Source organism: Burkholderia sp. PAMC 26561 (assembly GCF_001557535.2).
Classification (GTDB): domain Bacteria; phylum Pseudomonadota; class Gammaproteobacteria; order Burkholderiales; family Burkholderiaceae; genus Caballeronia.
The window spans coordinates 738,512-762,981 of the sequence record NZ_CP014309.1 but is presented as its reverse complement, the minus strand read 5'-3'; the positions used below and the strand labels follow the sequence as shown (position 1 = coordinate 762,981).

The following is a 24,470-nucleotide window of genomic DNA, read 5'->3' as shown; positions in this document are numbered from 1 at the left end:
TCAAACGTCGGGATTGGACGCAATGAATTTTGCGAACGCCGTGTAAGGCGCATTTGACTTAACGCCATCGGTCATGATCCCGTATGTGTCGTTGCCGCTATCGAGAACATAATACATCGTGGACTGTATGTTATGAGTTTTACGAGCCTGATGAAGGTTTGATAATTGTGTCGTAATGTAGGCGGCCCGATACGACTGCGTCTGTTCGGGTCCCGTGTTCCACTCCGTTATCATGAAGGGCACGCCGTATCGAGCCTTGCAATACGTAGGCAAATCAAATGCCGGGCCCGCGCCGTCAGTACCAATATTAAAGATGTCGCCATAGACTTCGTAGTTGTGCCACGTGGTAATGTCCCATCGCACCTTTGCATATCCGGCTGTGCCGTCGGGTTGAGACCCTTCCCACAGTGCGTCGGCAGCACCGATGTCGGCAGCACAAAAGTTGATACCGCATTTCGCGCTCGGTTGAACAGACTTGACCCCATCGATCATGCCCCGCATGACGCCCCGCATGGCCGGCCAGTTTGCATTGTTGAAGTCGCTCGCTGCGTTACCTGCTTGTTTAAAGTCTTTAATGGTTGAGACCTGCCGCGTCAGCTCGTTTCCGCATTCGTACATTGTCACGCCGTATTGCTTGAGTCGGCTGGCGACGGTCGATCCAACCATATATGCCTGGTTGTACGCAACCTGTTCCCCGCGCAGCACGTTGCCAAAAGCATCCGTCATCCCCTGATTAACAAGCACAAATAACGTGAGGCCGGCCGACTGAAAAGCTTGCGCTAGTGCAGAGACAGCCGCGAGCTGTTTCGGATCGTCGCTGCATCCAACGCGGTAGGTCGAAATGCCCATCCCCTTTAAGATCGCGACGACTTGGGCGGGTGTATATCGATAATCAAAGTGTCCGTTCATTCCGAAAAAGGTTCCGGCAGTCGCAGGCACTGGTATCCGTGGGTCTGTCGCATGTAGCCATCCAGCCGCGCCGACCCCGGACCAAACGTAGAACTGACCGCTGGTGTTCTTGTGCCAGATCATGCCGGCGTACCATAAAAGCAGCGCAACGTTGTAATTGATCCCCGCCACGACGCCTTCTCGATACACAACGCCGTTCGCCACTGTCCAACGTCGACCCTCGGCGTCGTTGATATAGGCCCCCGACGGAATGGTTGTGCCGTTGGGCGATGTGCCTTTCTCCGAACGCGGGTCTAGGCATGCGGACCATCCCGAGCCTGACCACGAATAGAACTTCCCGGATGTATTTTGATGATAAATGGTGCTGCTGTACCACAACATGAGCACAGCGTCGTAGTTAACGCCGGCGGTCGCGCCATTCTTTTTGACCACCCCTCCGATCAATGTCCAAGTTGCGCCGCTGCTATCCGTAATTGACGAGGCCGGAGGCATCGTTGTTCCGTTCGAAGAGCCGCTATTGATCGCCGCGTTCCGCAATGCCGAGACGCTTGCCGCAACGTTCGGACTTGCTCCGCCGCTTCCTATATCAGACCCACCGCCGCAAGCGGTCAATACATATGTACTGCTAAAGGCGACAAGGCCGCCCAGGAATTGACGACGTTTTATCATGGCGAGTTCATCCCTGTCGGCGCTGGCCGACTCTAAATTTTTTCGAGGTGTTTTCTCTCACGTCTTTAAACGACGACATGGTGAGAAAATGATCCGTAATCCTAATTAGTGAAACTGAAGATCGTGCTTTTATGCGTGTTAATTGTTAAGGCGAATAGAAATTTCCCGGCTTAGGGGAGCGTTTCCCAACTTACGCGCGCACTTAAGCCGACCAAGACAAAAAGACAAATCAGGTATTAATTACTTCTCGTCACGCTGATGTACAGGCAAATAATACGACATCATCTGTGCGTCAGCGCACGCTGTTCGATGACATAAGAGGATTTAGCAAAGGGCTGCTTCCGTTGGCAGATTACCGTTCGTAATCTTCCGGAGAATCCATCTTGGAGGGTTTAATCTCACAAAATGTAACTCAAAAGGGAAATTTATGCCGTATACAAAGCGAGACGGGTATAATATACCGATCGTTCGCCGTCAGGGAGGAACACATTGCTCCTCTTCGTGATGGTTCGGTGGACCTCGATATCGGCGCCGGGGGGCAGCATGGGTCCTGAGATCTGCACCGAACAGCTTATGGAGGACGCATTTGTTTGCGCTGGTCGCGCAAACCATTCCATATTGATGGAGAAGGTCACCCTGCAAGCCTATGCCAACGGCAATCATGTGGTGGCGTCTCGGCGCGGGCGCGCCTACGGCCGATAGATGAGATTTTGGCGGCCGCGTATATTGTTCGCCGTGTACCCCTGATCGTACCGGACACTTTGGCCGCCCTCGCGCTTGCGGCAACGTCAAATTATCTCGCGACGGCTCCCCGTATCGTCGCCCTGTGGGGCGTCAAGACCATGAACCTCGGGGTATTTCCTCTGCCGTTCGCTATTCCACCGATGACGATGTTTCAATCGTGGCATCTGCGGCTCTCTTCGGACTTCGCCCATCAGTGGTTGCGCGAGTGTATGGCCGCTATCGCGCGAGACGCTGCTTGAGCATTTCCTGAAGGTTCGGCGCACGACTTCGGTCTAGTCCCGCCGATAACGGATAGATTGGGAACATGCAGATGGTGGTGGTTCAACCGTAAGGCGAGCCTGCCATTGCAGCTTTCAGGCCGATGGCGCCCTTGTTGACAATCGCAAGAAAGGCGGCATTTGCTGCCACTGAGTCTCGGCTCTGTCGAAAGGTTCGGTGTCCCTGTATGAAGGCGGCGGTCCACGTTGCCAGCAGCACATTGGCCGCGAAGTAAGCGTCGGAATCTTCGGCTTCGCGCCCTACGCATTCAGCCAGCGCCGCCGTGACGACATGTGCGATCTCGTCGCGTATTCCTCTGGCGCGGGCCTTGAGGGTTTCGCTGCGCTCGATCGTCGCGATGAAGCCTTGGCTTCGCACGGAAAATTCAACGGCGGGATGTCGTTCGGCGATCAGCCGATGCGCGAGCAGTCGGTACGCTTCGATCGGCGCGACGCCGGGGTCGCGCTGCCGAAGGGCTTCTCGCAATACCTCGCGCGCCTCTTCGTCACGATCGAAGAACATGTCTTCCTTGCGGGGGAAGTGGTTGAACACGGTCATTCGCCCGACGTCGGCCGCTGCCGCGATCTCATCCACCGTCACATCATCGAAGCCCCGCTCCAGGAAGAGGCGCGTAGCGGCATTGGAGATACCTTGCCGCGTGGCGAGGCGCTTACGCGATCGGCGATCAGAGAGCATTGACTTATCGTTTTCTTAAAAATATACTCAGTATATGTTTATATCTAGTATTGTCAATCATGCGGTCGAAATTAAGCTGAGGTTGCCGGTGATTGATCTGACGTTGGGCAGATTGCGCATCGGCGGGCGGCGACCGTGAACAAGCCCCTGGTTGTGATCTACACCGCCATTTGTCTCGATGCGGTCGGGATCGGCTTAATCTTTCCCATCCTGCCGCGGCTGATCGAGGACGTGACCCATGCCGGCAACGTTGCGCCCTATCTCGGCGTCCTGACCGCGCTCTACGCAGCCATGCAATTTGTCTTCGCACCGGTGCTCGGCGCATTGAGCGATCGGCTCGGTCGCCGCCCAGTGCTACTGATCTCTCTCGCCGGGGCGGCCATCAATTACTTGGTGATGGCAGTTGCGCCGTACCTCTGGCTGCTGTTTGTCGGCCGCTCCATCGCCGGACTGACCAGCGCCAATATCTCCGTTGCAACCGCCTACATCACCGACGTTTCGCCGGAAGATACACGCGCGCGGCGCTTCGGCCTGTTCAATGCCATGTTCGGCATTGGCTTCATCGTTGGCCCGGTCCTCGGCGGCGTTCTCGGCGACTACTGGCTTAGGCTCCCGTTCATCGCCGCTGCGGTGCTGAACGCGGGCAATCTGTTGCTCGCGCTATTCGTTCTTCCGGAGTCACGCACGCCAAGCCGCAAGAAGATCGACCTCGCCGCGCTTAATCCGCTGCGCCCATTGCGATGGGTGTTCTCGATGAAGGCCTTGATCCCTGTCGTTGCCACCTTTTTCGTCTTAAGCGCCACGGGCGAAGTGTACGGCGTCTGCTGGGCGCTCTGGGGCAATGACGTGTTCCGGTGGAACGGCCTCTGGATCGGTCTGTCGTTGGGGGCCTTCGGTGTCTGCCAGTCGCTGGCGCAGGCCTTTCTGCCCGGCCCCGCCGTCAAGCTGCTTGGAGAGCGCCGGACCGTGCTGACCGGAATCGCTGGAGCCTGCGTCGCGCTGATCGTCATGGCTTTCGCCACGCAAGGCTGGATGGTCTTCGCGATCATGCCGGTCTTTGCCCTCGCGGGCATCGGAACTCCAGCACTGCAGTCCCTTTCTACGCGCCTCGTCGACGACAGCCGGCAGGGCCAGTTGCAGGGAGTCCTGGCGTCGGCCGTCAGCCTTGCATCAATCGTCGGGCCGCTCGTGTTCTCGACCTTCTACTTCGTCGTTCGCGAACACTGGCCGGGGGCGATCTGGCTCTCGGCGGTGGTCGTCAACGCGCTCGCTATCCCCCTCGTGCTCGGCTTGGGGTTTCAAACCGAAAGGAAAACCGCATGAAAGCAGCTCAGTTCAGTGAATATGGAGGCCCGGAGGTCGTTCAGGTTGTCAACGTCGATGAGCCGCACGCCGGTCCCGGGCAAGTCCGGATCGCGGTCCGGGCTGCCGGGGTAAATCCCTCGGACTGGAAACGTCGGGACGGACAATACCGCGCGTTCGAGGAGGTGACTTTTCCCTCGGGCTTTGGCGTCGAGGCGTCGGGCGTTGTGGATGAGGTCGGGCCGGGTGTTTCCAACGTCGCGATCGGAGACGCCGTCTTCGGCTTCGGCGAGAACACGATGGCGCAATATGCGGTTCTCACGCATTGGGCTCAAAAGCCAGAAGATCTGTCGTTCGACGTGGCGGCCGGGCTTCCGGTGATCGTCGACACGGCGACGCGCGCCCTCGATGAAGTTGGCGTGAAAGCCGGTCAAACGCTGCTTGTCAGCGGCGCCGCGGGCGGAATTGGTTCGGCCGTTCTCCAGCTCGCGCGCCTGCGCGGGATCAACGTCATTGGTACGGCGAGCGCGCCGAAGCATGACTATCTGCGCGACCTCGGCGCCATCCCCACGACCTACGGATCAGGACTGGCGGAACGTGTCAGGACGCTTGCGCCGCAGGGCGTCGGCGCCGCCCTCGATCTCGTCGGTTCGGGGGTTATCCCGGAATTGATCGAGATCGTCGGCGATCCTTCACATGTCCTCTCCGTCGCAGATTTCTCGGCCGAGCAATATGGCGCGAAGTTTTCTCATGGGCCTCCAAAGGACCCGGAAAAGATTTTCGCTGATGTGGCACAACTTTGTTCAGAGGGCCTTTTCCGCTTACGTGTGGAACAGACCTATCCGCTTGAGCAAACTGCGGAGGCGCAAGAAGTCAGTGCCAAAGGGCGGGTTACAGGCAAGCTCATTATTTTCATCGACGGCTAGCTGGGCTTTAACGCGCAATTATTTTCGGGTTCGGCAGATTGGGGTTAAGGCGCAGTGGAACGGAAACTGGATTAAGCCTTTTCATGAGTCGGTGACTGCCGGATCTCGTAGGGGTCGCATTCGCGCTTGGCCACGGCATCGGGCATCGAAAACGAATACCGCCCCAGCATGTTAATGTGGCTCGTTCAACAGCGGCGACAGTCGTGCCATGTCTGCTTCCTTGAACACGTAACCTTTTCCCCGCAATTGGTTTTAGGCGGCTTCGCCTCTAAGTAGATCGTGTTCCACAACACAACCATTCGTGCACGCTCGCGATAAGCCGTCTTATCGCAATGGCCCGACTTCCCGCCTGAATTTGCAAATGTGAAAACGGTCGCTCTTTTTGCAGGACGACGCAGTACCGGGTCGCGGCCTCATCTTCAAATGTGTGCCGGTGCGATGGCCGGAAGTGCTGCAACAAGCCGCCATACGGTATTCGCGCTCTTCAACCTTCACCGGCTGTTGACTGAGCGCCTCATCTTTGATGCGAACCAAAAGTGGCGATAGGCAGTAGGGGGTTGTGGTGCTGACGCGGCACATGGCACATGGCGCACGACACTGTATTGCCCAGAATGGCGTGTCCCGAGCGGCGCTCCTCACCGATAAGTCAGCGTCGGCATATAGCAGTTCCGTATGCAAATGCGCATATATCGCGACCAGCCAGCGTCGTGGACAATTTCGTGAGAAGCAGATGAGTTCTGGCGGCGTTCCGACACATTTGATGTAACTCCGATGCACCCCGGTTTCGAAGGCGCAGCGAGCGTCTATCAAAATCCATGTCTGGATCAAAGCGATCACATGGCATGAAAGGTGATGACATCGAGCAACGGCACGCTTGAATACTTGATTCCAAAAAAATATGGCTGTTGAGATGTCGAATACCTCGAGCACCGCGATCGCCACAAGCAGTACCAAACCCTCGCCTTTCAAGCGCATTTTGGTTCGAGCAGTCACCATCTACTCCCAGCGAACTCTATTAGCTAGCCGGCACCAATCGCTTTGCGCTCGCCTTTTCACATGTAATGCAATCAGTCATGGGGCGATCAACGTCGGTTAGGAGTCCAATCATCTTTCACACCCAACCGGCACTTTTGAGCCTCCAGTAAAGGGTAGCGCAACCAGTCACCGTGACAAATAAGGTCACGGGGTAACCCCACATAGTTTTCAACTCCGGCATCCATTCAAAATTCATCCCGTACATACTAAATATCAAAGTTGGCACGGCAAGTATTGCCGCCCAGCCCGCGAGTCGCTTGACCACTTCGTTCTGCCTGACGGACACAAGGGCTAAGTTGACATGCATAGCGTTTGTCAGCATCTCGCGCATATCTTCAGTCGTGGTGATTACCTGATGCGCATGATCCTGGACATCGCGTACGTAGGCGCGCAAATCTTTTGGAATAGTGTCCTCGTGGAACCGAATCAGTTGATTGCATATGTCGTCCATCGGAATGGCGGCATTGCGTAACTTAAGTAGATGACGCCGGAGGTCATACAATTTCTCAACCGCCGCCTGGTCGAAATCGGATGTGAACATGTCCGCCTCGAGCGCATCGAACTGTTCTTCGAACTGACTGACAATTGGGCGGTAGTTGTCGACGACAAAATCAAGCACGGAATACAGCGCATACCCGGGGCCCTTGCTAAGCAGCTTTGGATTTTCCTCGACGCGTGTGCGAATAGCAGCGTAGCTTGAAGAAGCGCCGTGCCTGACTGTCACGAGAAAATTCTTTCCCACAAAAAGGTGGGTTTCGCCGTACTGCACTTCACCATCCACCAATTGTGCGGTTTTGATGACAATGAAAAGCGAATCGCCATACACCTCGATTTTGGGACGCTGGTGGGCGGTGAGTGCATCCTCGATTGCGAGGTCATGCAAGCCAAACTCTTCCTGAATCTTTCGCAAGAAAGTGTCATCAGGCTGCCAGAGGCCAACCCAGACGAAAGTGTCAGGTTCTTTTACAACCTCACTGATATCGTCGATGGTGACGTCGCTTAAACGCTTACCTGCTCGGTAAGCAACGCTGTTGACGACCATGGCCATCGGTTTCTCCTTTACATCGTCTCGTTTCATTTGGGGGATCACTGAAGGTTTAGTTAAGGCGCTCAAAGAATCGAGATTGACGGCTCCTGATAGTACATGTCCAACAGCCAATCTGTCCTTGGTGATGGAAGCCTCTATCCTGTTGCCGCGTTTGGCGATCGCTTGGTCTGGCTGATCTTTATTGTTGCTTCCTATGCGCATATCGAAGCGCTCATCCGCCACCCACCGAGTCGGACGCGCCCGGTCGGGCTCATGACGGCAAGCAGCGAGACGCTACGGCTCGGGCGTCGAAAAAATCAGCAGCGTACGCGCTAGCGCTCTTCAACGCACCGGTGATCGGCGTAATCAATCTGTATTAATCCGCGAGGCTGAGCGCTAGCGGATCTTCGGGGCGCTGGCGAAGAAGCGTCCACGGCAAGCCGTCGTTATGATCCGGCGAACAGTTTTTTTTCCGAAGCAGAGGTCGTGGCGCTCGCGCAGTTTTCGCAACCCAGCGTGGGACCAACCTTGCTGTAGCTACTTTTTCAGTATTACCTTGTAAATGCCCATCCATGCAATAACGATCTAAAGAAGCGCCGTTTGCCGCCGTAGACCATTGATGTAGCAGTGCACCCCGCCCAAAAAGTAGGCCACGCAATGCCAATCAAATCTAGGAAATTAAATAGATGAAACCGTTTTCGCTACAGGGTAATCGCGGCGCTGGCTTTATTCCCGAAGGGGGCGCCAAAGCCCACGCCAAGACTACAGTCAAGGCCGCCGGCAGGAGCGGCCGGTCGTTGTCCGTCGGGGCGTCGCTTCGTGTGGCGTTTTCGCTGCTGCTAGTCGGCACGCTCGCCATTGGCGTGATCGCGTTGACACAGATCAACCGCCTTAACAGTTCAACCGATTCGATTTATCGCGAGGGTTATGTCGCTAACCGTGCTGTCGAAGAACTACGCAGCGCCGTGCTGCGCGCGAGCCGCTCGCAAAAGATGCTGATTACGGCGACGACTGCGAAGGAACGCGACGAACTCGGCACCGACATCGAGCACGCGCTCGCCGATATCGGTCGGGAGCAACAGGACCTGCAAGGGTACGCAGACCCGTCGGGCGACCAGAAGCGTCTGGCGTCCGGCGTTGGGGCCTGGAGCGCCGATCTGCGGGCCTTTGTGAAGTTGGTGAAGGAACAGCCGCTCGATCTGTCGCAGATGAACTGGCAAGTGGGTATCCAGGACGTCTCGCTGCTGGTGGCGACGGGAAAACTCGAAAAGCTCGTCAATGTGCTCATCGAGCAACGTGGCGTCGCGGCGAAAGCGACCATCGATTCGGCGGCGTCCATCTATCACGCATCTTTTGTGATGGTGGCCGCGTTGACCCTGTTGCTGATCGTACTAGCGGTCTCGGTCAGCGAATGGGTCGTGCGGCGGCTTGCCAAACAACTTGGCGGCGAACCCGTCTACGCGGTGGAAATCGCGAGCCGGATCGCCGCAGGCGATCTGTCCAACCAAATTGCGCTCGCCAAACGCGATAACACTAGCTTGCTCCATGCGCTCTCGGGCATGCAGCATGATTTATCAACGACAGTCGGCGAAATCGCGGCCAGCGCGGAAGCGATCGCATCGGCGTCCAACGAAATCTCGCAGGGCAATGTGGATTTGTCGCAGCGCACGGAACAGCAGGCGGTCGCGCTTGAAAGGACGGCTTCGAGCATGGAGGAATTGACGTCCACCGTACGCCAAAACGCTGATAACGCGAAGCAGGCGAGCGCGCTGGCTTACAACGCATCGGAGATTGCGGAGAAGGGGGGCGTGGTGGTCGGACGAGTGGTGGCGACCATGGAGCAGATCAATTCGAGCGCGAAGAGCATTGGCGACATCATCGGGGTGATCGAAGGCATTGCATTCCAGACGAATATTCTTGCGCTCAACGCTGCCGTGGAGGCGGCACGGGCAGGTGAAGAGGGGCGTGGATTCGCGGTCGTCGCGGGGGAAGTGCGAAACCTCGCGCAACGTTCGTCGGCCGCGGCGAAGGAGATTAAGGGCTTGATCCATGCATCGGTCGCGCGTGTTTCCGATGGCTCGACCTTCGCTCACGAAGCTGGCGCGACTATGGAAGAAGTCGTGAAGGCGGTCAAGCGCGTGACGGACATCATGGAGGAAATTTCGGCGGCATCTGCGGAGCAGAGCAGCGGCCTTGAGGAAATCAATCACGCCGTTACGCAGATGGACGCGGGCACGCAGCAAAACGCGGCGCTGGTCGAGCAGGCGACTGCAGCGGCGCAGTCGCTCGACGACCAAGCCCATGCATTGAAACATCTGGTCGGAAAGTTTCAACTCGTTTGATGTTGTGTGCGGCTGTTTTCCTGAGCCTAGAGGATGCTGCGGGTGTCGCGGTAAAGTGGCGGAGCGCGCAACAGCGATGTGTTGCGGATAGCTTACCTGACCAACGAATTTGGAACCGCTTTTGTCGGTAATTACCGTTTCGGCTACGCTTTTTCGCGGGTCAATCTGTGTCGTGGGGTAGTGATCTTTCGTGGCAATTTTTGGCGGTTAGTGTACGGACCGTACTTATCGGGATGCCTCGAACCTCACACCATTTGAATCAGAAAAATGTGGTAATCGCGACAGGGGCGACTCTGTCGCCTTGCTCGAACGGCTATCACAGGCGAGGCTAGCATCGCCATTGCCGGCGCGACCAGCTCAGGCAATCGACGTGCACTGTTGCTGCGCCTCTCGTCGTGATTTACATCGGTTGAGCAAAATGGACGGACCTTATCACGGCTTCGTTATCGCCCGTCGGAATGCCTTGAGTGTCTCGGCGCTTACATAATGCTCTATGCCTTCGGCATCGAGCCGAGCCGTTTCCGCACTCACGCCTAGCGATCGAAGAAAGTCCTCGACGATCTGATGGCGCACTCGGCTTCGGTGCGCGACCTCACGACCTGCATCGGTCAGAAAAACGCCTCGATAGGGCTTCCGAGAGATCAGACCCTTCTCCGACAAACGGGCAAGCATCTTAGCGACGGTCGGCTGCGCTACGCCGAGCCGCGCAGCGATGTCAACCTGCCGCGCCTCATGGCCGTCATCGATTAAATCGGCTATCAGCTCGACATAGTCCTCGACCAAAGCCATCCGACTCGCCTCACGCGTCTGGCGGAACGCTTCCGAATGCCTATCGGCGTCAATCAGCGGTTTCTCACGCGGCGCAAACTGACGCATATGTTTGGTGTCCTTGCCGATGTTTTTGATTTGCCAATGCAACGTCTTTTAGCTTTTATAGCACATGCTTAAATTTCTTCACCAAGGGCTAACCCCACATTGGCGAATCCGTGCCCTCGGTGAGATATGGATCGGCCGGCCCGAGGTGCGACTCGCTTCGCTAAATAAGTATAGCAAAGGGTATATAGTAGAGACATATCGTAGAAACGGCGGTCGCCGGCAACTTTGCGAAATTCATCGGGAAACTTAAATGTCAGATCCGAGGAGCACTTCGAATTCCCGATCCGCCTGGAAATTTTCCAGGCCGGACGAGGATTTTCAGCCAAGTCTGCGCGAAGTTAATGCTTCGATCCACGTGCCCCAGGGCGGCCATTGGATAAGGCGGTTGCTTGCATTCATGGGTCCCGGTTATATGATCTCGGTCGGCTACATGGATCCCGGCAATTGGGCGACTGATTTAGCTGGTGGCGCGCAGTTTGGTTACACCCTGCTTTCGGTCATTCTGCTGTCGAATTTGATGGCAATTTTGTTGCAGGCGCTATCGGCGCGGCTTGGTATTGTGACGGGGCGCGACCTTGCTCAGGCGTGCCGCGACCATTATTCGCGCCCTGTCAACATCATGCTCTGGCTTGCGTGTGAAATTGCGATTGTTGCGTGTGATCTGGCGGAAGTCATTGGTACGGCCATCGCATTGCAGTTGTTGTTCGGCATCCCCCTTGTAGCCGGAGCACTGCTCACCGCACTCGATGCTTTTCTATTGTTGCTGTTGATGAACAGAGGCTTTCGGTTTCTCGAGGCTTTTGTCATTGCCCTTCTGGTTGTGATTGCGGTCTGCTTCGGCATTCAAATCTTTGCGGCGGCACCCCCGGTCGCGGCGGTACTGCACGGTTTCATTCCGAAAGCCGAGATCGTGACCAATCACGAGATGCTCTACGTGGCGATCGGCATTATCGGCGCCACGGTGATGCCGCATAACCTTTATCTTCATTCATCGATCGTGCAGACCCGGTCCTACGAACGAAACGATGCTGGTCGGCGCGACGCAATCAAGTGGGCCGTGGCCGATAGCACGATTGCGCTTATGCTCGCTTTGTTTATAAACGCGGCGATCCTTATTGTGGCCGCTGCGGCCTTTCATGGCAGCGGACATACCGACGTCGCTGAGATTGGCCAGGCATTCAAGCTGTTGTCCCCGCTCCTGGGCCTTGGAATCGCGTCGACCCTCTTCGCAATCGCGCTGCTTGCATCGGGTATCAATTCGACGGTGACCGCGACGCTGGCAGGACAGATTGTGATGGAAGGTTTCTTGCGCCTTCGCATCCCGAACTGGGCTCGCCGTTTGCTTACCCGCGGCATCGCCATCGTTCCTGTAGTGATAGTCACCGCAATTTATGGTGAAAAGGGCACTGCTCAACTCCTCGTATTAAGCCAAGTCGTTCTATCGATGCAACTGCCGTTCGCGATCATTCCACTCGTACGGTTCGTAACCGATCGACAAAAGATGGGGAAGTTTGTGGTCCCCAAGTTGATCACAGCTTTGTCATGGGCCGTAGGCGGAATCATCCTTGTCTTGAACTTCAAGTTGTTATATGACACGTTATTAAGTTGATGAATATTGAAGACGTTCGACGCCAGACCTCATTCGGGTCATTAGACAAAGCGCGAGGCGGCTATCACAACACATTCATGCCGAAAGCCCGGGCGTCTGGTGATGAGCGATCGCATATTGACTCCAGCCGAGGACCTCTATTAATTTTGGCATGCATGTGCGGTGCGTGGGCGTTGTCTTTACTTCAAAAAGAAACGGGCTACCGTCCATTTTTGAGAACATGCGCAACGCGATCGCCAAGCGGAAACCTATGGGCCGTTCCGGTAGGGCGGTCACGGGTTTCGGTCCGTCGATCGCCAACGACCGGAATCGCTAGCCACATTCACGGCAATGTGCAGTCGCAGCGCACGTCGTGCCTCCTTGCATACCTGCAGCACAGCAACCAGAGAATCATCAACACGACGGCGCGACCCAGCCAAAATGATTCAGACGCGCTCAACCTAGAATATTTTTTCGCCTGACTGCATCCGACCCGATTCTTCGCGTGTAGTACCAGCAACCGCCCCTTATGCGGTTGATTCTCAACCCGCCACACCCACGCGTTGCTCTTGTCGGAGAAAGAACATGAATCATCACTCGTTGCTCCAGTCATCCGTTGCCGTCACGCTAGTCGCCGCAGGGCTGCTTTCCGGTTGCAGCGCGATGGACACACACTCACCGAGCTTTTCGCAAGATTCTTTGCCCGACTCCGTTAAAGTCCCTGCAGGGCATAAAGTCGCGATGGAAACCGTGGGCATGGGCGAAATAACCTACGAGTGTAAGGACAAGGCCAATGCTCCCGGCACCGTGGAATGGACGTTTATCGGGCCCAAGGCCGCGTTGAAAGATCGGTCCGGCAAGCAGGTCGGCACCTACTATGGGCCGCCCGCAACGTGGGAGGCGAAGGACGGGTCCAAACTGACCGGCACGCAGCAGGCAATCGCTCCGTCCGGCCCGGGGAACCTGCCGTTTCAGTTGGTCAAGGCGAACCCCGCCACGGGTACGGGCGCGATGAGCGGCGTGGCGTATATCCAGCGCGTCGCGCTCACCGGCGGCGTTGCGCCGAAGTCCCCCTGCGCCGCTGAAACACGCGGCCGTCGCGACACAGTTGCCTACCAGGCAGACTACATTTTCTGGAAGGCAGAATAAGCCAGCAGCCCGTAATCGAAAGCATCGTGTAATATCCGATTGCGATGCTTTCTTTTATTCGACCTGCCTAAATCATCATCCATGCCTATACCGGTGACCGAGTTTGATTACGAAGCAGCCGTTACAGGGTGCGCCGCCGGAAACCACGAAGCGTTGCATCGCTTATATGAACAGGAAGGCGCCCGACTGCTCGGCGTCGCGCATAGGTTGGTTCGAGACATGGCGTTGGCAGAAGACGTTGTCCACGACGCCTTCGTCAATATATGGACGCATGCGGGCACCTTCAATGTGACTAAAGGTGCCGCGCGGGGCTGGATGTATAGCATTACGCGGCATCTCGCGTTCAATTCGATCCGAAAGCATCGCCGGGAAATCGAGGTCGATGAGAGCACTAAAGTCGCCATCGATGCGCGCGAATCGCTCGAAGCATGGCATGACATCACCGATGCCTTTGTCTGGAAGAGCAGTGCAGGGCGCATTGGTCCCTGTCTCGAGCGGCTTGAACCCGTCAGGCGAAACTGCATTTTGCACGCGTATGTTGATGGACTCTCGCACAGCGAAATTGCCAGTCGCGTCGGCGCGCCCTTAGGCACGGTCAAGGCTTGGATCAAGCGCAGCCTCCAAGCCTTGAAGGAGTGCCTCGCGTGAGCATTGACACTTCTTCCTCCGATGGTCCTGACCTCGATGAATTGGCGGGCGAGTATGTTCTGGGCACCTTATCGACGGCGCAGCACGAAGATGTCAGCAAGCGAATGCTCACCGACCCGGCGTTACGCGCTGCGGTGCAAGAGTGGGAAGCGCGCCTGCTGCCGCTTACGTCGATGACTGATCCTGTCGAACCCTCGACACGGCTGTGGCACCGCATCGAGCGCAGCGTCGATTTCGTCGAGCATGAGGCTGCTGCGCGCACTACCGTGCCTGCATCCCAAACCAGCCGACTGACCCTCTGGCGCGACCTGATGTTCTGGCGCGGCATGTCAGCCGCAGGTTTCGCTGTTGCCGCAATTTTCGGCTCGCTGCTGCTGATACGGCAGAACACGCCGCCGACAGTACCCAAATACATGGTCGTGCTGGTCGCGCCGCAAGACAAGGCGCCGGGCTGGGTCATTCAGGTGAGCGCAGATCGCGAACTACAACTGATTCCGTTGGGAAGCGTCGAGCTGCCGAGCGATCGCGCGTTGCAGTTCTGGACCAAGGGCGACGGCTGGAGTGCGCCGATATCGCTGGGTATGGTCAAGCAAGGCGCGACTTTGCGCGTCCCGGTGAGCAAGTTGCCATCGGTGCAAAAAAATCAGTTGTTCGAGCTCACGCTGGAGCCGCTTTCGGGTTCTCCAACGGGACGACCGTCCGGGCCTGTGGAGTTTATCGGCAGGGCCGCTCAAATAATGTAGCCTGGAGGAGGTGTTAATTTGACGGCTATGGCGTTGATATCATCGGCAGTAACAATGTGTTCTACCCGCCTACGAAAAAGGACTTTTCAAGTTGAGCCAGCGCGATTCTTTCCGCGCTCGAAACACGGCTTGCAATGCCTAGAAATCCACCTGCAGCCTCGGCAATTGCCCGAGCTCAAGTCGCAGCGTTGCGCCGCTTGCCGTCACCGAAATATTGCGGGAGTCGGACCAAAAACGCTTTAAGGCTTACGTGAGATTTCCGTGGACCTGTAACACGTTAATTGGGACGTTTAGGGTTATATGGTCGTTCACGCCTAGAAGCCGTCGAACGTCCTGAACGGCAGCTTCTCTATGTAAATGCCGGTCCACGCTGCCGCTGAGTGTTATCCAACCGTTTTCCACATAGACCCCGACCGCGTCGGAGGAACGGAGACGTCCCAGGCCAGCCGATTTACGATCGCCGCTGCAATGTCGTCGTCCCTGCGCTTCGCGTCAAAGGCAAGGTGGACTTGGATGTTGTCCGCAACCGCCTCGACACCCTTCAGGCGCAGCGCAGCCGCATCGGAGGGATGTTTTTCCGCAAACGATGCAACGTGCCGGTCAACGTGACGATGCTGGCTGCCGTAACGCCGACATATGCAGCGGTGACGCTCGGTTCCTAGGCAAGTTCGGGTAGAACAGCCTTTTGTAGCTCGCTGTCATTGACTATGAACGCCATGATGTCTCCGGGACCGATCAGGAATGCTTGGAGAATGCAATAAATGATGTTGCTGATGATAGAAGCCGTCGTGCGGTTTCGATAGAGTCGGAAACTACTCAACACATAGCAGCATGCCGCGTGGACGCCAACTAGGGATTGTCGGACGCCGGCGACCAAAGACCGCATCGCCAATGTCTGCATTCGTTGACCCAGGTCAAGCCGAACCTCGTCGGCAAGTCTACACTCTGATCGTTAGAAAGCTCGTTTTCGCGCAAAAGGGGATTGACGTTGAGAGCATTCTTGTATCACGGACCCGGCGGAAGAAGCTCTCCAGAGTGGAAGGCGGGGAAGAGCATACCAAGCCGCCGGACATTTCCCGAGATGTGATCGACCACGCGATATTTCGAAAGGCTTCCGCTCTTTTTGCAGGCGGCTGAGCAAAAGGCAGAAATGTTCGTGACAAAGCGATCAAAGTGTTCGACGGCACCGGTGCTGTCATCCACACCGCCGTTGTAGCATCGATCTCTCGGATACTGGTTGCCGCCCTCGGCATCGGTATCCTTTGCCGTTAGCTGCTGTGGCCGGCTTTTTTATTAATTGCCTCTGCCTCACCCAAAGATGGCGGCATGAAAGAATGTGTTGCTAATTGATGTGAGTAAGCGGGGGATAACTTGTGTATTTAAGGGTTTCGATGGACATGGCTGACCGTACGGAGACGCGGCGGCAGATGACTCGTTTCGCGTTGCGAAAGGCCCTATCGGATTCCGCTGCCTTACGGTTCCAAGTGTGTCGGCGTGACAGCTCGATCGGCGACTGTCCCCAAGATGCGTCGCACTCGATCAAAGTCAACAGGCTTGACTAGGTAATGATCGATTCCAGCCTTCAACCCAAGCTGTCGATCTGTTTCGTGGCCATATCCAGTAATTGCGACAAGAACCGTGTGGTCGAGGCTCGGTTGTTCTCTGATCCGCGATGCAACCTCGTAGCCGTTAAGCCCGGGCAAGCCTATGTCGAGAAGCACTACGTCAGGTCGAAATTCGGAGGCGGCTCGAAGTGCGCTATTGCCATCGTGCTCCGTCCTCACGGCATGCCCGAGCATTCCCACCAGCATCGCCATACTCTCTGCCGTGTCGACGTTGTCATCCACTACGAGAATACGCAATGCGGTCGATGATTCGATACTTGATTCGGTCACCGGCAACGCGAGCTTTGCTGACGATATTGCGATGGGCATGCGTATCACAAATTCCGTCCCTTCGTTCAAGACGCTATGAACGGCGATGATCCCATCGTGCATTTCCACGATACGTTTTACCAACGCAAGGCCGATCCCCAGTCCACCGCGGGAGCGTGCAAGGGACCGTTCTGCTTGTGTGAAGAGTTCGTAAATATGAGGTAGTAATTCCTGAGCTATGCCGACGCCGCTATCTTTTATGCGCACGACGCAATACGTCTCCTCAACCTCGACCGACAATGCTATTGTGCCGCCTTCATCCGTGTATTTGGCCGCGTTTGCTAGAAGGTTGACCATCGCCTGTTCGAGCCGCGATGCATCTCCGTTGATCCATATTAGGTTCTCGCCAAGCGACACCGAGACTATGTGGCGCCGTTGTTCAATCAGCGGTTGAGTTGTCTCGAGGGCTCGACCCAAGATTTCCTGGATGGTCACGCGCTCAATCCTCAAGCGCACCCGTCCGGTCGTAATCCTCGACACTTCGACCAAATCATCGACCAGTCGCGTCAACTGAACGAGTTGCCGCTCGATGATGACGCACGCACGGTCCATTGTTGCGTCTTTGATTTCGTGGTGGCGCAGGAGCCGGACAGCGTTGGTGATAGGAGCAAGGGGGTTGCGGAGCTCATGGCTGAGCATCGCAAGAAACTCATCCTTCTTATGGTGCAATTCTGTAAGCGCTGCTGCCTGCTGCTTCAGAACGTCTTGCATGCGCAATCGATCGCTGATATCACGGATATTGCATTGAGCGATCGGCTGGCCGGCGACCAAGTAAACATTACTGATGAATTCCACCTCGGCCGGCTTTCCTGCAATGGTCTTCAGCGGGAGACTATCGTAACGGACATACCCGTATTGCTGCAGATGCGTGTAGGTGGCCTGACTTGCTTCTTTGTCGGCAAAGAACCCGATTTCCCAGAGCTCTTTCCCGACCAGCGCACCGTGGGAATAACCAAGAAGATCAGCGATGTAGCGATTGGCATCGACGATGACAAGCGTCTGAGCATCAAGAATGAGGATGCCGTCTTTGGCCGTCTCGAACAGTCGTCGATAACGCAATTCAGAGTCTCGTAATGCGCGCTCCGCCGTCTGACGTTCCGAGACGTCTTCAATAATCACTAAAATCAGATCTTCTGTCTGGCCGAACAAGCTGAGAGCCGTGGCACTCACTTGCATCGTGCGTTTGCCTAGGGAGGGAAAGAAATCCTCGACGAGACAGCGTCGGCTCCCCGGCTGGCCTTGTATAAGCCCCTCCAAAACCCCGGCAACATCGATTTTGGCCCACTGACCGTTTCCTAATGCATCTAGCTTGACCCCGAGCGTCTCTGCAGCCGTGACACCGAAGGTATGATAAAAATCAGGGTTTGCTGCATTAATGCTTAGATCAGTATTCAAAACCAAAAGCGGGAAAGGTAGCGAATCGATTACGCTCTGCGCCGCGCTGTGTTTTTCCGCGAAAATAGAATTTTGATTTCTTGACCGGATCTCCTCTGCAAAGACTAAAAGTCCCGTGGCTACCCCTTGAGGCGGGTTCAAATCGATTGCGCTGCCAATCACGTATTTTGACAAGCCGCTCTTGGTCGAAACTGCTCCACCGATCGACCGCGAATTGCATTCTGGTGAAATCTTCCTGGAGATTTCGAACAACCCCACAGGGTCATTTTCCGTTGCAAAAACGTGCTGCAGTGTTCTACCGCGCGCGTCTGCAACACTCCACTCAGTCAGGCTCTCTGCTTGCGCGTTCATCCAAAGCACACGTCCCGTAACGTCAACAGTAATAACCGAATCGAACGGGATTAGGTCGGGATGCCCCGGTCTCCCGAAGTCATAGGCCACCGGCGGCTGACGATCTATGTTCATTCAAAATTCCATAATGTGTTGCCGCGCGGGTGCCATTGACCCGTAGCTCGTTAAAAAACACGGCGATGCAAGTAGCAAAGGATTGACTGCCACGCTATTGTGCTGCGCGTGTAAATGAGGTGGTGTACCAAGCGCGCTCAACGCAGGAACACTAAGGGTGATGCGCCAATTGCTGTTCGAGTCCTAATGGAGAGCAGCGGATGTATGTATTCGGTAGACGCCGTAAAGTTTGATGTGATGTTGCGGCCGACTAATGCATTCTGCATCAAGTTATATTCCCTTTCAAATGTATTCACAAGAAATAATGTGTATCTGATGTGCCCTTGTTTCGAATGAAATGGTGTTTCGATAAAGCGCTGGTTGCAACATTGTTTGCGTGCCTTTTAGTGTCCAAGTTTCAATGCAGATTTATTCCAGAACTCGCAACCGCGGGCCAGGGCCGACTGACGCATCGCTACCTGTACAGGACCCCTGTGTGCTGGCAGTTGACGAAATCATAAGCGGAAGCAATCATCGCCTTTTTCGCTCTATCCGATGACCTGCCGGATTCGAAAGCGTATATCCCTCTAATCTCCTGATTTGCCGAATTTCTGCTATTTAAACCCTTAAAGGTTTTTTACCTATTCGCAGACGCGCCGGTCGCGCGTCCAGACCCACATGGTGCGCTTCCAATGCGACGTCGTATGTGCTTTCAGACGCGACGTGTCGGCGCCGCCGATCGGAATCTTCCGTCGAATACCAAGGCAGGCCGGCTTCAAAAATAAGGCTGATAGCGGTTGCATGGTCACCGCAGGACTTCCGGCAATAAATTCTGTTGAGGCATCTGCTGAATAAAATAAATCGGCAGCGACACCTGCGGAACAACTAGGCGAAAGCCACAATCAGTCCTAGTTACCACATGCGAATTGAGATCGGCAATAAATACTGAAAAAGTAGCACGTTAGGTTAATCGCTGATCCGAGGACAGGGCCATGAACACTACAAATGATTCCGCCAACTCAATCCGGGAAATCAACCTTTCGTACGTTCTGCTTGCGCAGAAAATGCTACGTTTGGACCGTGCGGGAAGCGAGGTGCGACTCGGCGTGACAGGACGTGTGGCGGATATTCTTGTTGACTTGACGATGGCTCAGACTGTAAAGCTCTCTACAGCGCCTCACCTGCTCTGCGCTTTTCGGTTCGATGAACAGTCCATATTATCGTCGCTGCTTCGTGCGGATGAGCAGATCAAAGTTACGCCTGCGGAGTCAAAACTGCCGTTTGCCGTAAGCCGAGGGGCAGCGTTGTCCGTGTGAATAGTTTCGAATGATGTCGAGGCCAACGCGGGGATGTGATGGATGACGAGTTGCCATTGTTTCGTGATGCCGAGCTGAGCGCGCAGGCAGTCGTTCTGCTCAAACCGTCATCTCGATTCGCGTTGCGCAGAGAAAAAGCTTACCGCGAGAGCTCCCGGTTGATTCGCTTGAGCGGGAAGCGGCCGTGCTCGGGTTAGCCAAAGACATTGAGCGGCTGTTAGCAGGCGAGAGCGATCAATCCCAGTGTTAAACGTCGTGGCCGGCAGCCCGGGGCGTGCAATAGAGGCGACAGAGGTCCGGCGTAGTTTGGGCGGGTCGGACCTCGACGCGCGCAGGAACGACAGGCTAGTACTGGGGTGCGACCGTTTTCGGCCTCCATCAAAGCTTTCTCGCCGTCGTCCGCCGGGCCAGCCGGCGGCATCGCCTCATTGTCCGAGGTTGGGGCATTTGCTGCGTTGCACGGGTGTGACCTGCTTACATGATGTGGCGAGCCAGGATGCGTTTTGACGATCCGGCTGCCGCGTCATAAGATGCCGCGAGGGAATGAAGCATTGACAGCGCATGCGCAGAAAAACCTGCGTGGCAGCGATTCAAAGGCTCAGACATATGTGGACACGCCGAGCCTCAAAGGCCCGGCATAGGCACAGAGTTGCCGACTTACACCAGAATGAAACAATCAAAAAGAAGCTGGGATTTTCAAGGCTAAGGCTTCGTCCGCCCCGAGAAGCGCCGCACGGATTTCACCTGCTTTGAATAGCTCTATTGACAGCGACAAAAGTTTTTTACTCGACGGATTCGAATTCGGCAAGCGATCGACATCGAGAAGCAGGCGCTCAACGTCCTCGCGCAGGCCGTCTGAATAACTTCCGGCCGTTGTTTCGGCTTCGGCCAAGCGTGAGAGCGACGCCAAGACAACGCGCAAGTCCGCGGCATGAAGGGGAATAATCGGATTGGTCATAATTTATCGTAGGAGGGCGGTTTCAAACTTGAAGTGCGACATGGGCAATGAGATCTTGCTTGAGTTGAAAGAATACTTCGTAGTGAGACTGGAAGCCGAGGATTTTGCGAGGGCGATGATTGAGGGCATGCTCAATGGCAGTGAGTTCCTGATGCGAGACGTCGCTCATGTCCATACCTTTGGGAGGAATCCGCGGATGACGTCGGGTACCTCGGATGCAAATCCAGCGCCTGCCCGTTAGGGCAATGCTGAAAAAGATCAACGATCTTGGCTGACAATGCGTTTAATTGGAATGAGACAACACACACTAGCGATGGCAGAAGATCAAGGCACGGACTTCGAACTTTACCGTCGGCCGACCAAGCGCGACGTATTCCTTGCGACCATGGAGAAGGTGGTTCCGTGGGAGCAGTTATGCGAGTTGGTCGAGCCTTACTATCCGAAGGGCGTGGGCGGACGTCCTTCGGTTGGACTGGAGCGCATGTTAAGAATGTATTTCGTGCAGCACTGGTTCAATCTTGCGGATGTTGCGTGCGAAGAGGCATTGCTCGATAGCACTGCACTGCGGCGCTTCGTGGGAATCGACCTCGGGCGAGAACGCGTACCGGATGGCACGACGCTATTGAAATTCCGCCGCCTTCTTGAAACTCATGATCTCGGCGCGCAGCTGTTCGTGAAAGTGAGTGAAGTGCTGCAAGGCCAGGGACTAAAGATTGGCACGGGCACGATCGTCGACGCCACGATTATCGGCGCACCGAGTTCCACGAAGAATAAAGACAAGGCGCGCGATCCGGAGATGCATCAAACGAGAAAAGGCCAGCAATGGTATTTCGGAATGAAGTTGCATATCGGCGTGGACAGTCAAACGGGACTGACGCATAGCGCTGTAGTTACAGCGGCAAACGTGCATGACAAGCACGCATTGCCTGATCTGCTCCAAGGGGACGAACAACGTGTGTACGGTGACAGTGCATATGCGAGCCAAAAGGAGCTGATGGCAAGCAAAGCGCCCAAGGCGAAAGACTTTACCAATGACCGCGTAAAAAACCGCCTTGGTGAAGTCGATGAGCTCAAGCGGGCAAAGAATCACAATAAATCAAAGATACGCGCTCGGGTAGAGCATGTATTTGCGGTGGTGAAGCGGCTTTGGGGATTTGGCAAAGTTCGCTATCGCGGACTTGCGAAAAATGCTAATCGGGCTTTCGCTGCTCTGGCGCTGGCGAATCTTTACATGAGTCGCTCGCGACTGAAGGGGCAACTCCGTCCGAAGGTCTAGGAGACCGCCTAAAAATGGGCTTAAGCGCGGTGAAATCCGAACTTAAACGCCTATGAATCGATGCAATTGAGTGACTTTTCATCATCTCACTTAGCAGCGAACTCGAATGTCACAGAACCGCAGGTTCTTCAGCGTAGCCTTAGGTGAGGCCAGGAACTTTCCGTTCGTTTATGGTGTCAGCGCTCGATGCCGGCATCTCCGACAATTGCGCCTGCCCGCGGCCTCAATGTCGGCATTCAAGATAGTCTGCGCGCTCATTGGGCAGCAGGCTCAGGAAGACGCCGGTTTGCTTGAGCCCGAGCATCGCAAGACGCTCGGTTTTCACTACCGGATGATTGGCGCACCGGCATACTGGATCGCGCTCGCCGATCAATTGGTCGAACATGCCAAAGCCGGGATCACACGCGAGGTCACAGCGCTCGGACCTTTCGCCGGACTGCGGGGGAGCACGCGGGCGCTATTGCTCGCGTAGTGAATCGAAAAATGTCACGCAACTGAAGGCCGCAATTGCTACGGGCGCCGTCACCTTGGACGAAGACATCGCAAGCAACGGCTTAACGCGCCGACGTTGGGCCGAACTGCGGACATGGCTGACTCGACAACCGGGCTGAATGTGCATGCCTCCCGCATCGCTTCTTCCGCCTGCTCGCGACACCGGTAGAAGGCGCATCGCTGCTTTCGTGTAAGTAAAGGCGCGCATAGGGTTGGGGACGACGGGCCGGCGTTCAACGATCGATTGACGCGACCCAGGCCGCCTTCAACGTCGCCTTGAGGTCATCCTCACCACGACGACAGTCACGATAACATCCCAAGAAGGGCAGTAAAAGCGAGGGTGTTCTTCGATGTCGAGAAGTCCGCGTCTATCATCGCTCTCAACAAAATTGATAGAGGCGACCCCGCGCGACTGTAGCCGTCTGAGTCCGCTGCGGGTCCGCCGTCGGGGCTTGCCCACGGGGCGCCTAAGAGAAAGCCCGCGAGAGCATTAGTTACGACAGCAACACACGGATTTTGTTTCGGCGTCTGGCGAACCTTGCTTAGTGTCCTGACCTTATATTTTTTGAATTTTCTAGCCAATTCCTTCTCTGCGCAATGCGACGTGTCGCCCGCCAATGTGGCGACGGTGTCCGGCGCGCCCGGCGTTCCACTAAAAATTCGAAAAAAACTGTCGGAACGAATGGGGCCACCTCTGTTGTGCGTTCAACGGTTCAACCGCAGTCGGCAAAGCGAGCGGCCGATGCTCAAGCGTCGTCTGATTAAAGCGGTATTAGTTAGACATCGAATCGACCAGGCAAATGTACCGGCTCCGGTTGTTTGGACACGCTTTTGCAGTTCAGGCGGCCAGCTTAATCAGGTTTTCCTGACGGGCTTCGAGGGGTGATTTGAAGCCCAGCTTTTCAAGACGCCAGTCGCGGTTGTATCGATCCTTGAACGCGACAGCGGCGGCACGATCCTCCTCCAGGTTTTCGAAGATGCGTCCATGAATAGCCTGTTCCTTCATTGTCCGATTGAATCGCTCGGCAACGCCGTTGGTCTGCGGCTCGGCGACGAAGGCGTAGCTCGGCGCGATGCCCCAGAACCTGATCTGGTCGCGAAAGTCGTCCGAGGTGTACTGCGAACCATGATCCATGCGCAGCGACAGCCCGCGACCCGCGTCGGCACCCACGGAGCCAAACTCGCCCAGCAGCCCCTGGGAGATCGGCTCGAGGGCGGCGAAACGGTCACCAATTTTCGCGGCATGAATGCCGGTGCACATGCCGTCGCAGTGATCGACGGCGCAGAATATCCACACCATGCCGTCGTCCACGGTCGCGATGCGCACGCCGTCGGTACCCCACATTTGATTGGGGCGATCAGTTGTAATCCGGCCGTCGTGAAGGTTGGGTTCGCCTCGCGCTTGACGATGCGGCGAGAGCAGACTGTGCTCCCGCATCAGCCGCAACACGCGGGTCCGGGAGACACGGATGTCATGCAGGATGCGCAGCCGTGCCCAGACCTTGCGATGCCCCTCGCCCTTGAAGGGCGAAGCCGCCAGATCGTCACGGATGGCCTTGAGCAGGTCAGCATCGGGCATCTTCGGCTTCGGCCCACGCCTGCGCACAACCATCGGCGTCACGCCGGCGCTCGCTATGGCACGTACGGCGTAGATCGTCGAGCGTGGGAAGTCGAGCACCTGGCAAACCCGTTGCAATCCAAACCCCCTGCGTCACACTAGATGTCGCCTCTGAATTTTCTTAA

General features: G+C 56.0%; 20 protein-coding genes and 1 pseudogene. 11 read left to right on the top strand and 10 right to left on the bottom strand.

The window, feature by feature from the left end; all coding sequences use genetic code 11:
* The gene (locus tag AXG89_RS30290) at positions 1-1,578 is read right to left on the bottom strand and encodes a hypothetical protein (protein ID WP_062172762.1); all 1,578 of its coding nucleotides are present in this window, start codon (positions 1,576-1,578) and stop codon (positions 1-3) included.
* Between the two features lie 1,065 nt (positions 1,579-2,643).
* Positions 2,644-3,276, bottom strand: a complete 633-nt coding sequence (locus AXG89_RS30275) for a TetR/AcrR family transcriptional regulator (protein ID WP_062172768.1) — start codon at positions 3,274-3,276, stop codon at positions 2,644-2,646.
* A gap of 135 nt (positions 3,277-3,411) precedes the next feature.
* Between AXG89_RS30275 and AXG89_RS30270 the strand changes: the two genes are divergently transcribed.
* Both AXG89_RS30270 and AXG89_RS30265 read left to right on the top strand, forming a co-directional pair.
* Positions 3,412-4,599 (top strand): TCR/Tet family MFS transporter, encoded by a 1,188-nt coding sequence (locus AXG89_RS30270; protein WP_062172770.1) that lies wholly within the window; start codon positions 3,412-3,414, stop codon positions 4,597-4,599.
* Entirely contained in the window at positions 4,596-5,504 is a 909-nt protein-coding gene (locus AXG89_RS30265) for an NADP-dependent oxidoreductase (protein ID WP_062172772.1), read from the top strand. Before AXG89_RS30270 ends, AXG89_RS30265 begins: the two co-directional genes overlap by 4 nt.
* Before the next feature lie 71 nt (positions 5,505-5,575).
* Here the strand turns inward: AXG89_RS30265 and AXG89_RS43660 are convergent.
* Together AXG89_RS43660 and corA are read right to left on the bottom strand one after the other, a co-directional pair.
* A pseudogene (locus tag AXG89_RS43660) lies at positions 5,576-5,803 on the bottom strand (Tn3 family transposase); the annotation flags it as partial.
* A gap of 812 nt (positions 5,804-6,615) precedes the next feature.
* A complete protein-coding gene (gene corA / locus AXG89_RS30255) occupies positions 6,616-7,587 on the bottom strand; it encodes a magnesium/cobalt transporter CorA (protein ID WP_062172773.1) in 972 nt (323 codons plus the stop codon).
* A 665-nt stretch (positions 7,588-8,252) separates the two neighbouring features.
* Between corA and AXG89_RS30245 the strand changes: the two genes are divergently transcribed.
* Positions 8,253-9,908, top strand: a complete 1,656-nt coding sequence (locus tag AXG89_RS30245; protein WP_062172777.1) for a methyl-accepting chemotaxis protein — start codon at positions 8,253-8,255, stop codon at positions 9,906-9,908.
* A gap of 432 nt (positions 9,909-10,340) precedes the next feature.
* Here AXG89_RS30245 and mntR read toward each other — a convergent pair whose 3' ends face one another.
* Entirely contained in the window at positions 10,341-10,784 is a 444-nt protein-coding gene (gene mntR / locus AXG89_RS30240; protein WP_062172779.1) for a manganese-binding transcriptional regulator MntR, read from the bottom strand.
* Positions 10,785-11,034: 250 nt separating this feature from the next.
* Here mntR and AXG89_RS30235 point away from each other — a divergent pair, with 250 nt between their 5' ends.
* The 4 genes from AXG89_RS30235 (at position 11,035) to AXG89_RS30220 (ending at position 14,912) form a co-directional block, all read left to right on the top strand.
* Positions 11,035-12,393 (top strand): Nramp family divalent metal transporter, encoded by a 1,359-nt coding sequence (locus AXG89_RS30235; RefSeq protein ID WP_062172781.1) that lies wholly within the window; start codon positions 11,035-11,037, stop codon positions 12,391-12,393.
* 642 nt (positions 12,394-13,035) lie between these two features.
* Positions 13,036-13,521 carry a DUF3455 domain-containing protein gene (locus tag AXG89_RS30230; RefSeq protein ID WP_062174046.1) on the top strand — a complete coding sequence of 162 codons (486 nt, stop codon included), beginning with the start codon at positions 13,036-13,038 and terminating at the stop codon, positions 13,519-13,521.
* 81 nt (positions 13,522-13,602) lie between these two features.
* Positions 13,603-14,169, top strand: coding sequence for a sigma-70 family RNA polymerase sigma factor (locus AXG89_RS30225; RefSeq protein WP_062172783.1), 567 nt, complete (start codon positions 13,603-13,605; stop codon positions 14,167-14,169).
* On the top strand, positions 14,166-14,912 hold the full coding sequence (locus AXG89_RS30220; RefSeq protein ID WP_062172785.1) for an anti-sigma factor: 747 nt from the start codon (positions 14,166-14,168) through the stop codon (positions 14,910-14,912). Before AXG89_RS30225 ends, AXG89_RS30220 begins: the two co-directional genes overlap by 4 nt.
* Positions 14,913-15,158: 246 nt before the next feature.
* Here AXG89_RS30220 and AXG89_RS45005 read toward each other — a convergent pair whose 3' ends face one another.
* Positions 15,159-15,281, bottom strand: a complete 123-nt coding sequence (locus AXG89_RS45005) for a hypothetical protein (RefSeq protein ID WP_442861771.1) — start codon at positions 15,279-15,281, stop codon at positions 15,159-15,161.
* Positions 15,282-15,421: 140 nt separating this feature from the next.
* On the opposite strand from AXG89_RS45005, the gene AXG89_RS42475 reads away from it, so the two are divergent.
* Positions 15,422-15,574 (top strand): hypothetical protein, encoded by a 153-nt coding sequence (locus tag AXG89_RS42475; RefSeq protein WP_162916112.1) that lies wholly within the window; start codon positions 15,422-15,424, stop codon positions 15,572-15,574.
* Positions 15,575-16,384: 810 nt separating this feature from the next.
* Here AXG89_RS42475 and AXG89_RS30200 read toward each other — a convergent pair.
* The gene (locus AXG89_RS30200; protein WP_062172790.1) at positions 16,385-18,706 is read right to left on the bottom strand and encodes a PAS domain-containing hybrid sensor histidine kinase/response regulator; all 2,322 of its coding nucleotides are present in this window, start codon (positions 18,704-18,706) and stop codon (positions 16,385-16,387) included.
* Between the two features lie 971 nt (positions 18,707-19,677).
* On the opposite strand from AXG89_RS30200, the gene AXG89_RS30195 reads away from it, so the two are divergent.
* A complete protein-coding gene (locus tag AXG89_RS30195; RefSeq protein ID WP_062172791.1) occupies positions 19,678-20,001 on the top strand; it encodes a flagellar transcriptional regulator FlhD in 324 nt (107 codons plus the stop codon).
* A 676-nt stretch (positions 20,002-20,677) separates the two neighbouring features.
* Here AXG89_RS30195 and AXG89_RS30190 read toward each other — a convergent pair.
* Together AXG89_RS30190 and AXG89_RS42470 are read right to left on the bottom strand one after the other, a co-directional pair.
* Positions 20,678-20,959, bottom strand: a complete 282-nt coding sequence (locus tag AXG89_RS30190) for a hypothetical protein (RefSeq protein WP_062172792.1) — start codon at positions 20,957-20,959, stop codon at positions 20,678-20,680.
* Between the two features lie 22 nt (positions 20,960-20,981).
* The gene (locus tag AXG89_RS42470; protein ID WP_162916113.1) at positions 20,982-21,128 is read right to left on the bottom strand and encodes a hypothetical protein; all 147 of its coding nucleotides are present in this window, start codon (positions 21,126-21,128) and stop codon (positions 20,982-20,984) included.
* Positions 21,129-21,251: 123 nt separating this feature from the next.
* Here AXG89_RS42470 and AXG89_RS30180 point away from each other — a divergent pair, with 123 nt between their 5' ends.
* The gene (locus AXG89_RS30180) at positions 21,252-22,235 is read left to right on the top strand and encodes an IS5 family transposase (RefSeq protein WP_062172794.1); all 984 of its coding nucleotides are present in this window, start codon (positions 21,252-21,254) and stop codon (positions 22,233-22,235) included.
* A 226-nt stretch (positions 22,236-22,461) separates the two neighbouring features.
* The gene (locus AXG89_RS30175; RefSeq protein ID WP_062172795.1) at positions 22,462-22,707 is read left to right on the top strand and encodes a hypothetical protein; all 246 of its coding nucleotides are present in this window, start codon (positions 22,462-22,464) and stop codon (positions 22,705-22,707) included.
* 858 nt (positions 22,708-23,565) lie between these two features.
* Here the strand turns inward: AXG89_RS30175 and AXG89_RS30170 are convergent.
* Positions 23,566-24,423 carry a DDE-type integrase/transposase/recombinase gene (locus AXG89_RS30170; RefSeq protein ID WP_062172796.1) on the bottom strand — a complete coding sequence of 286 codons (858 nt, stop codon included), beginning with the start codon at positions 24,421-24,423 and terminating at the stop codon, positions 23,566-23,568.
* Positions 24,424-24,470: the final 47 nt, after the last annotated feature.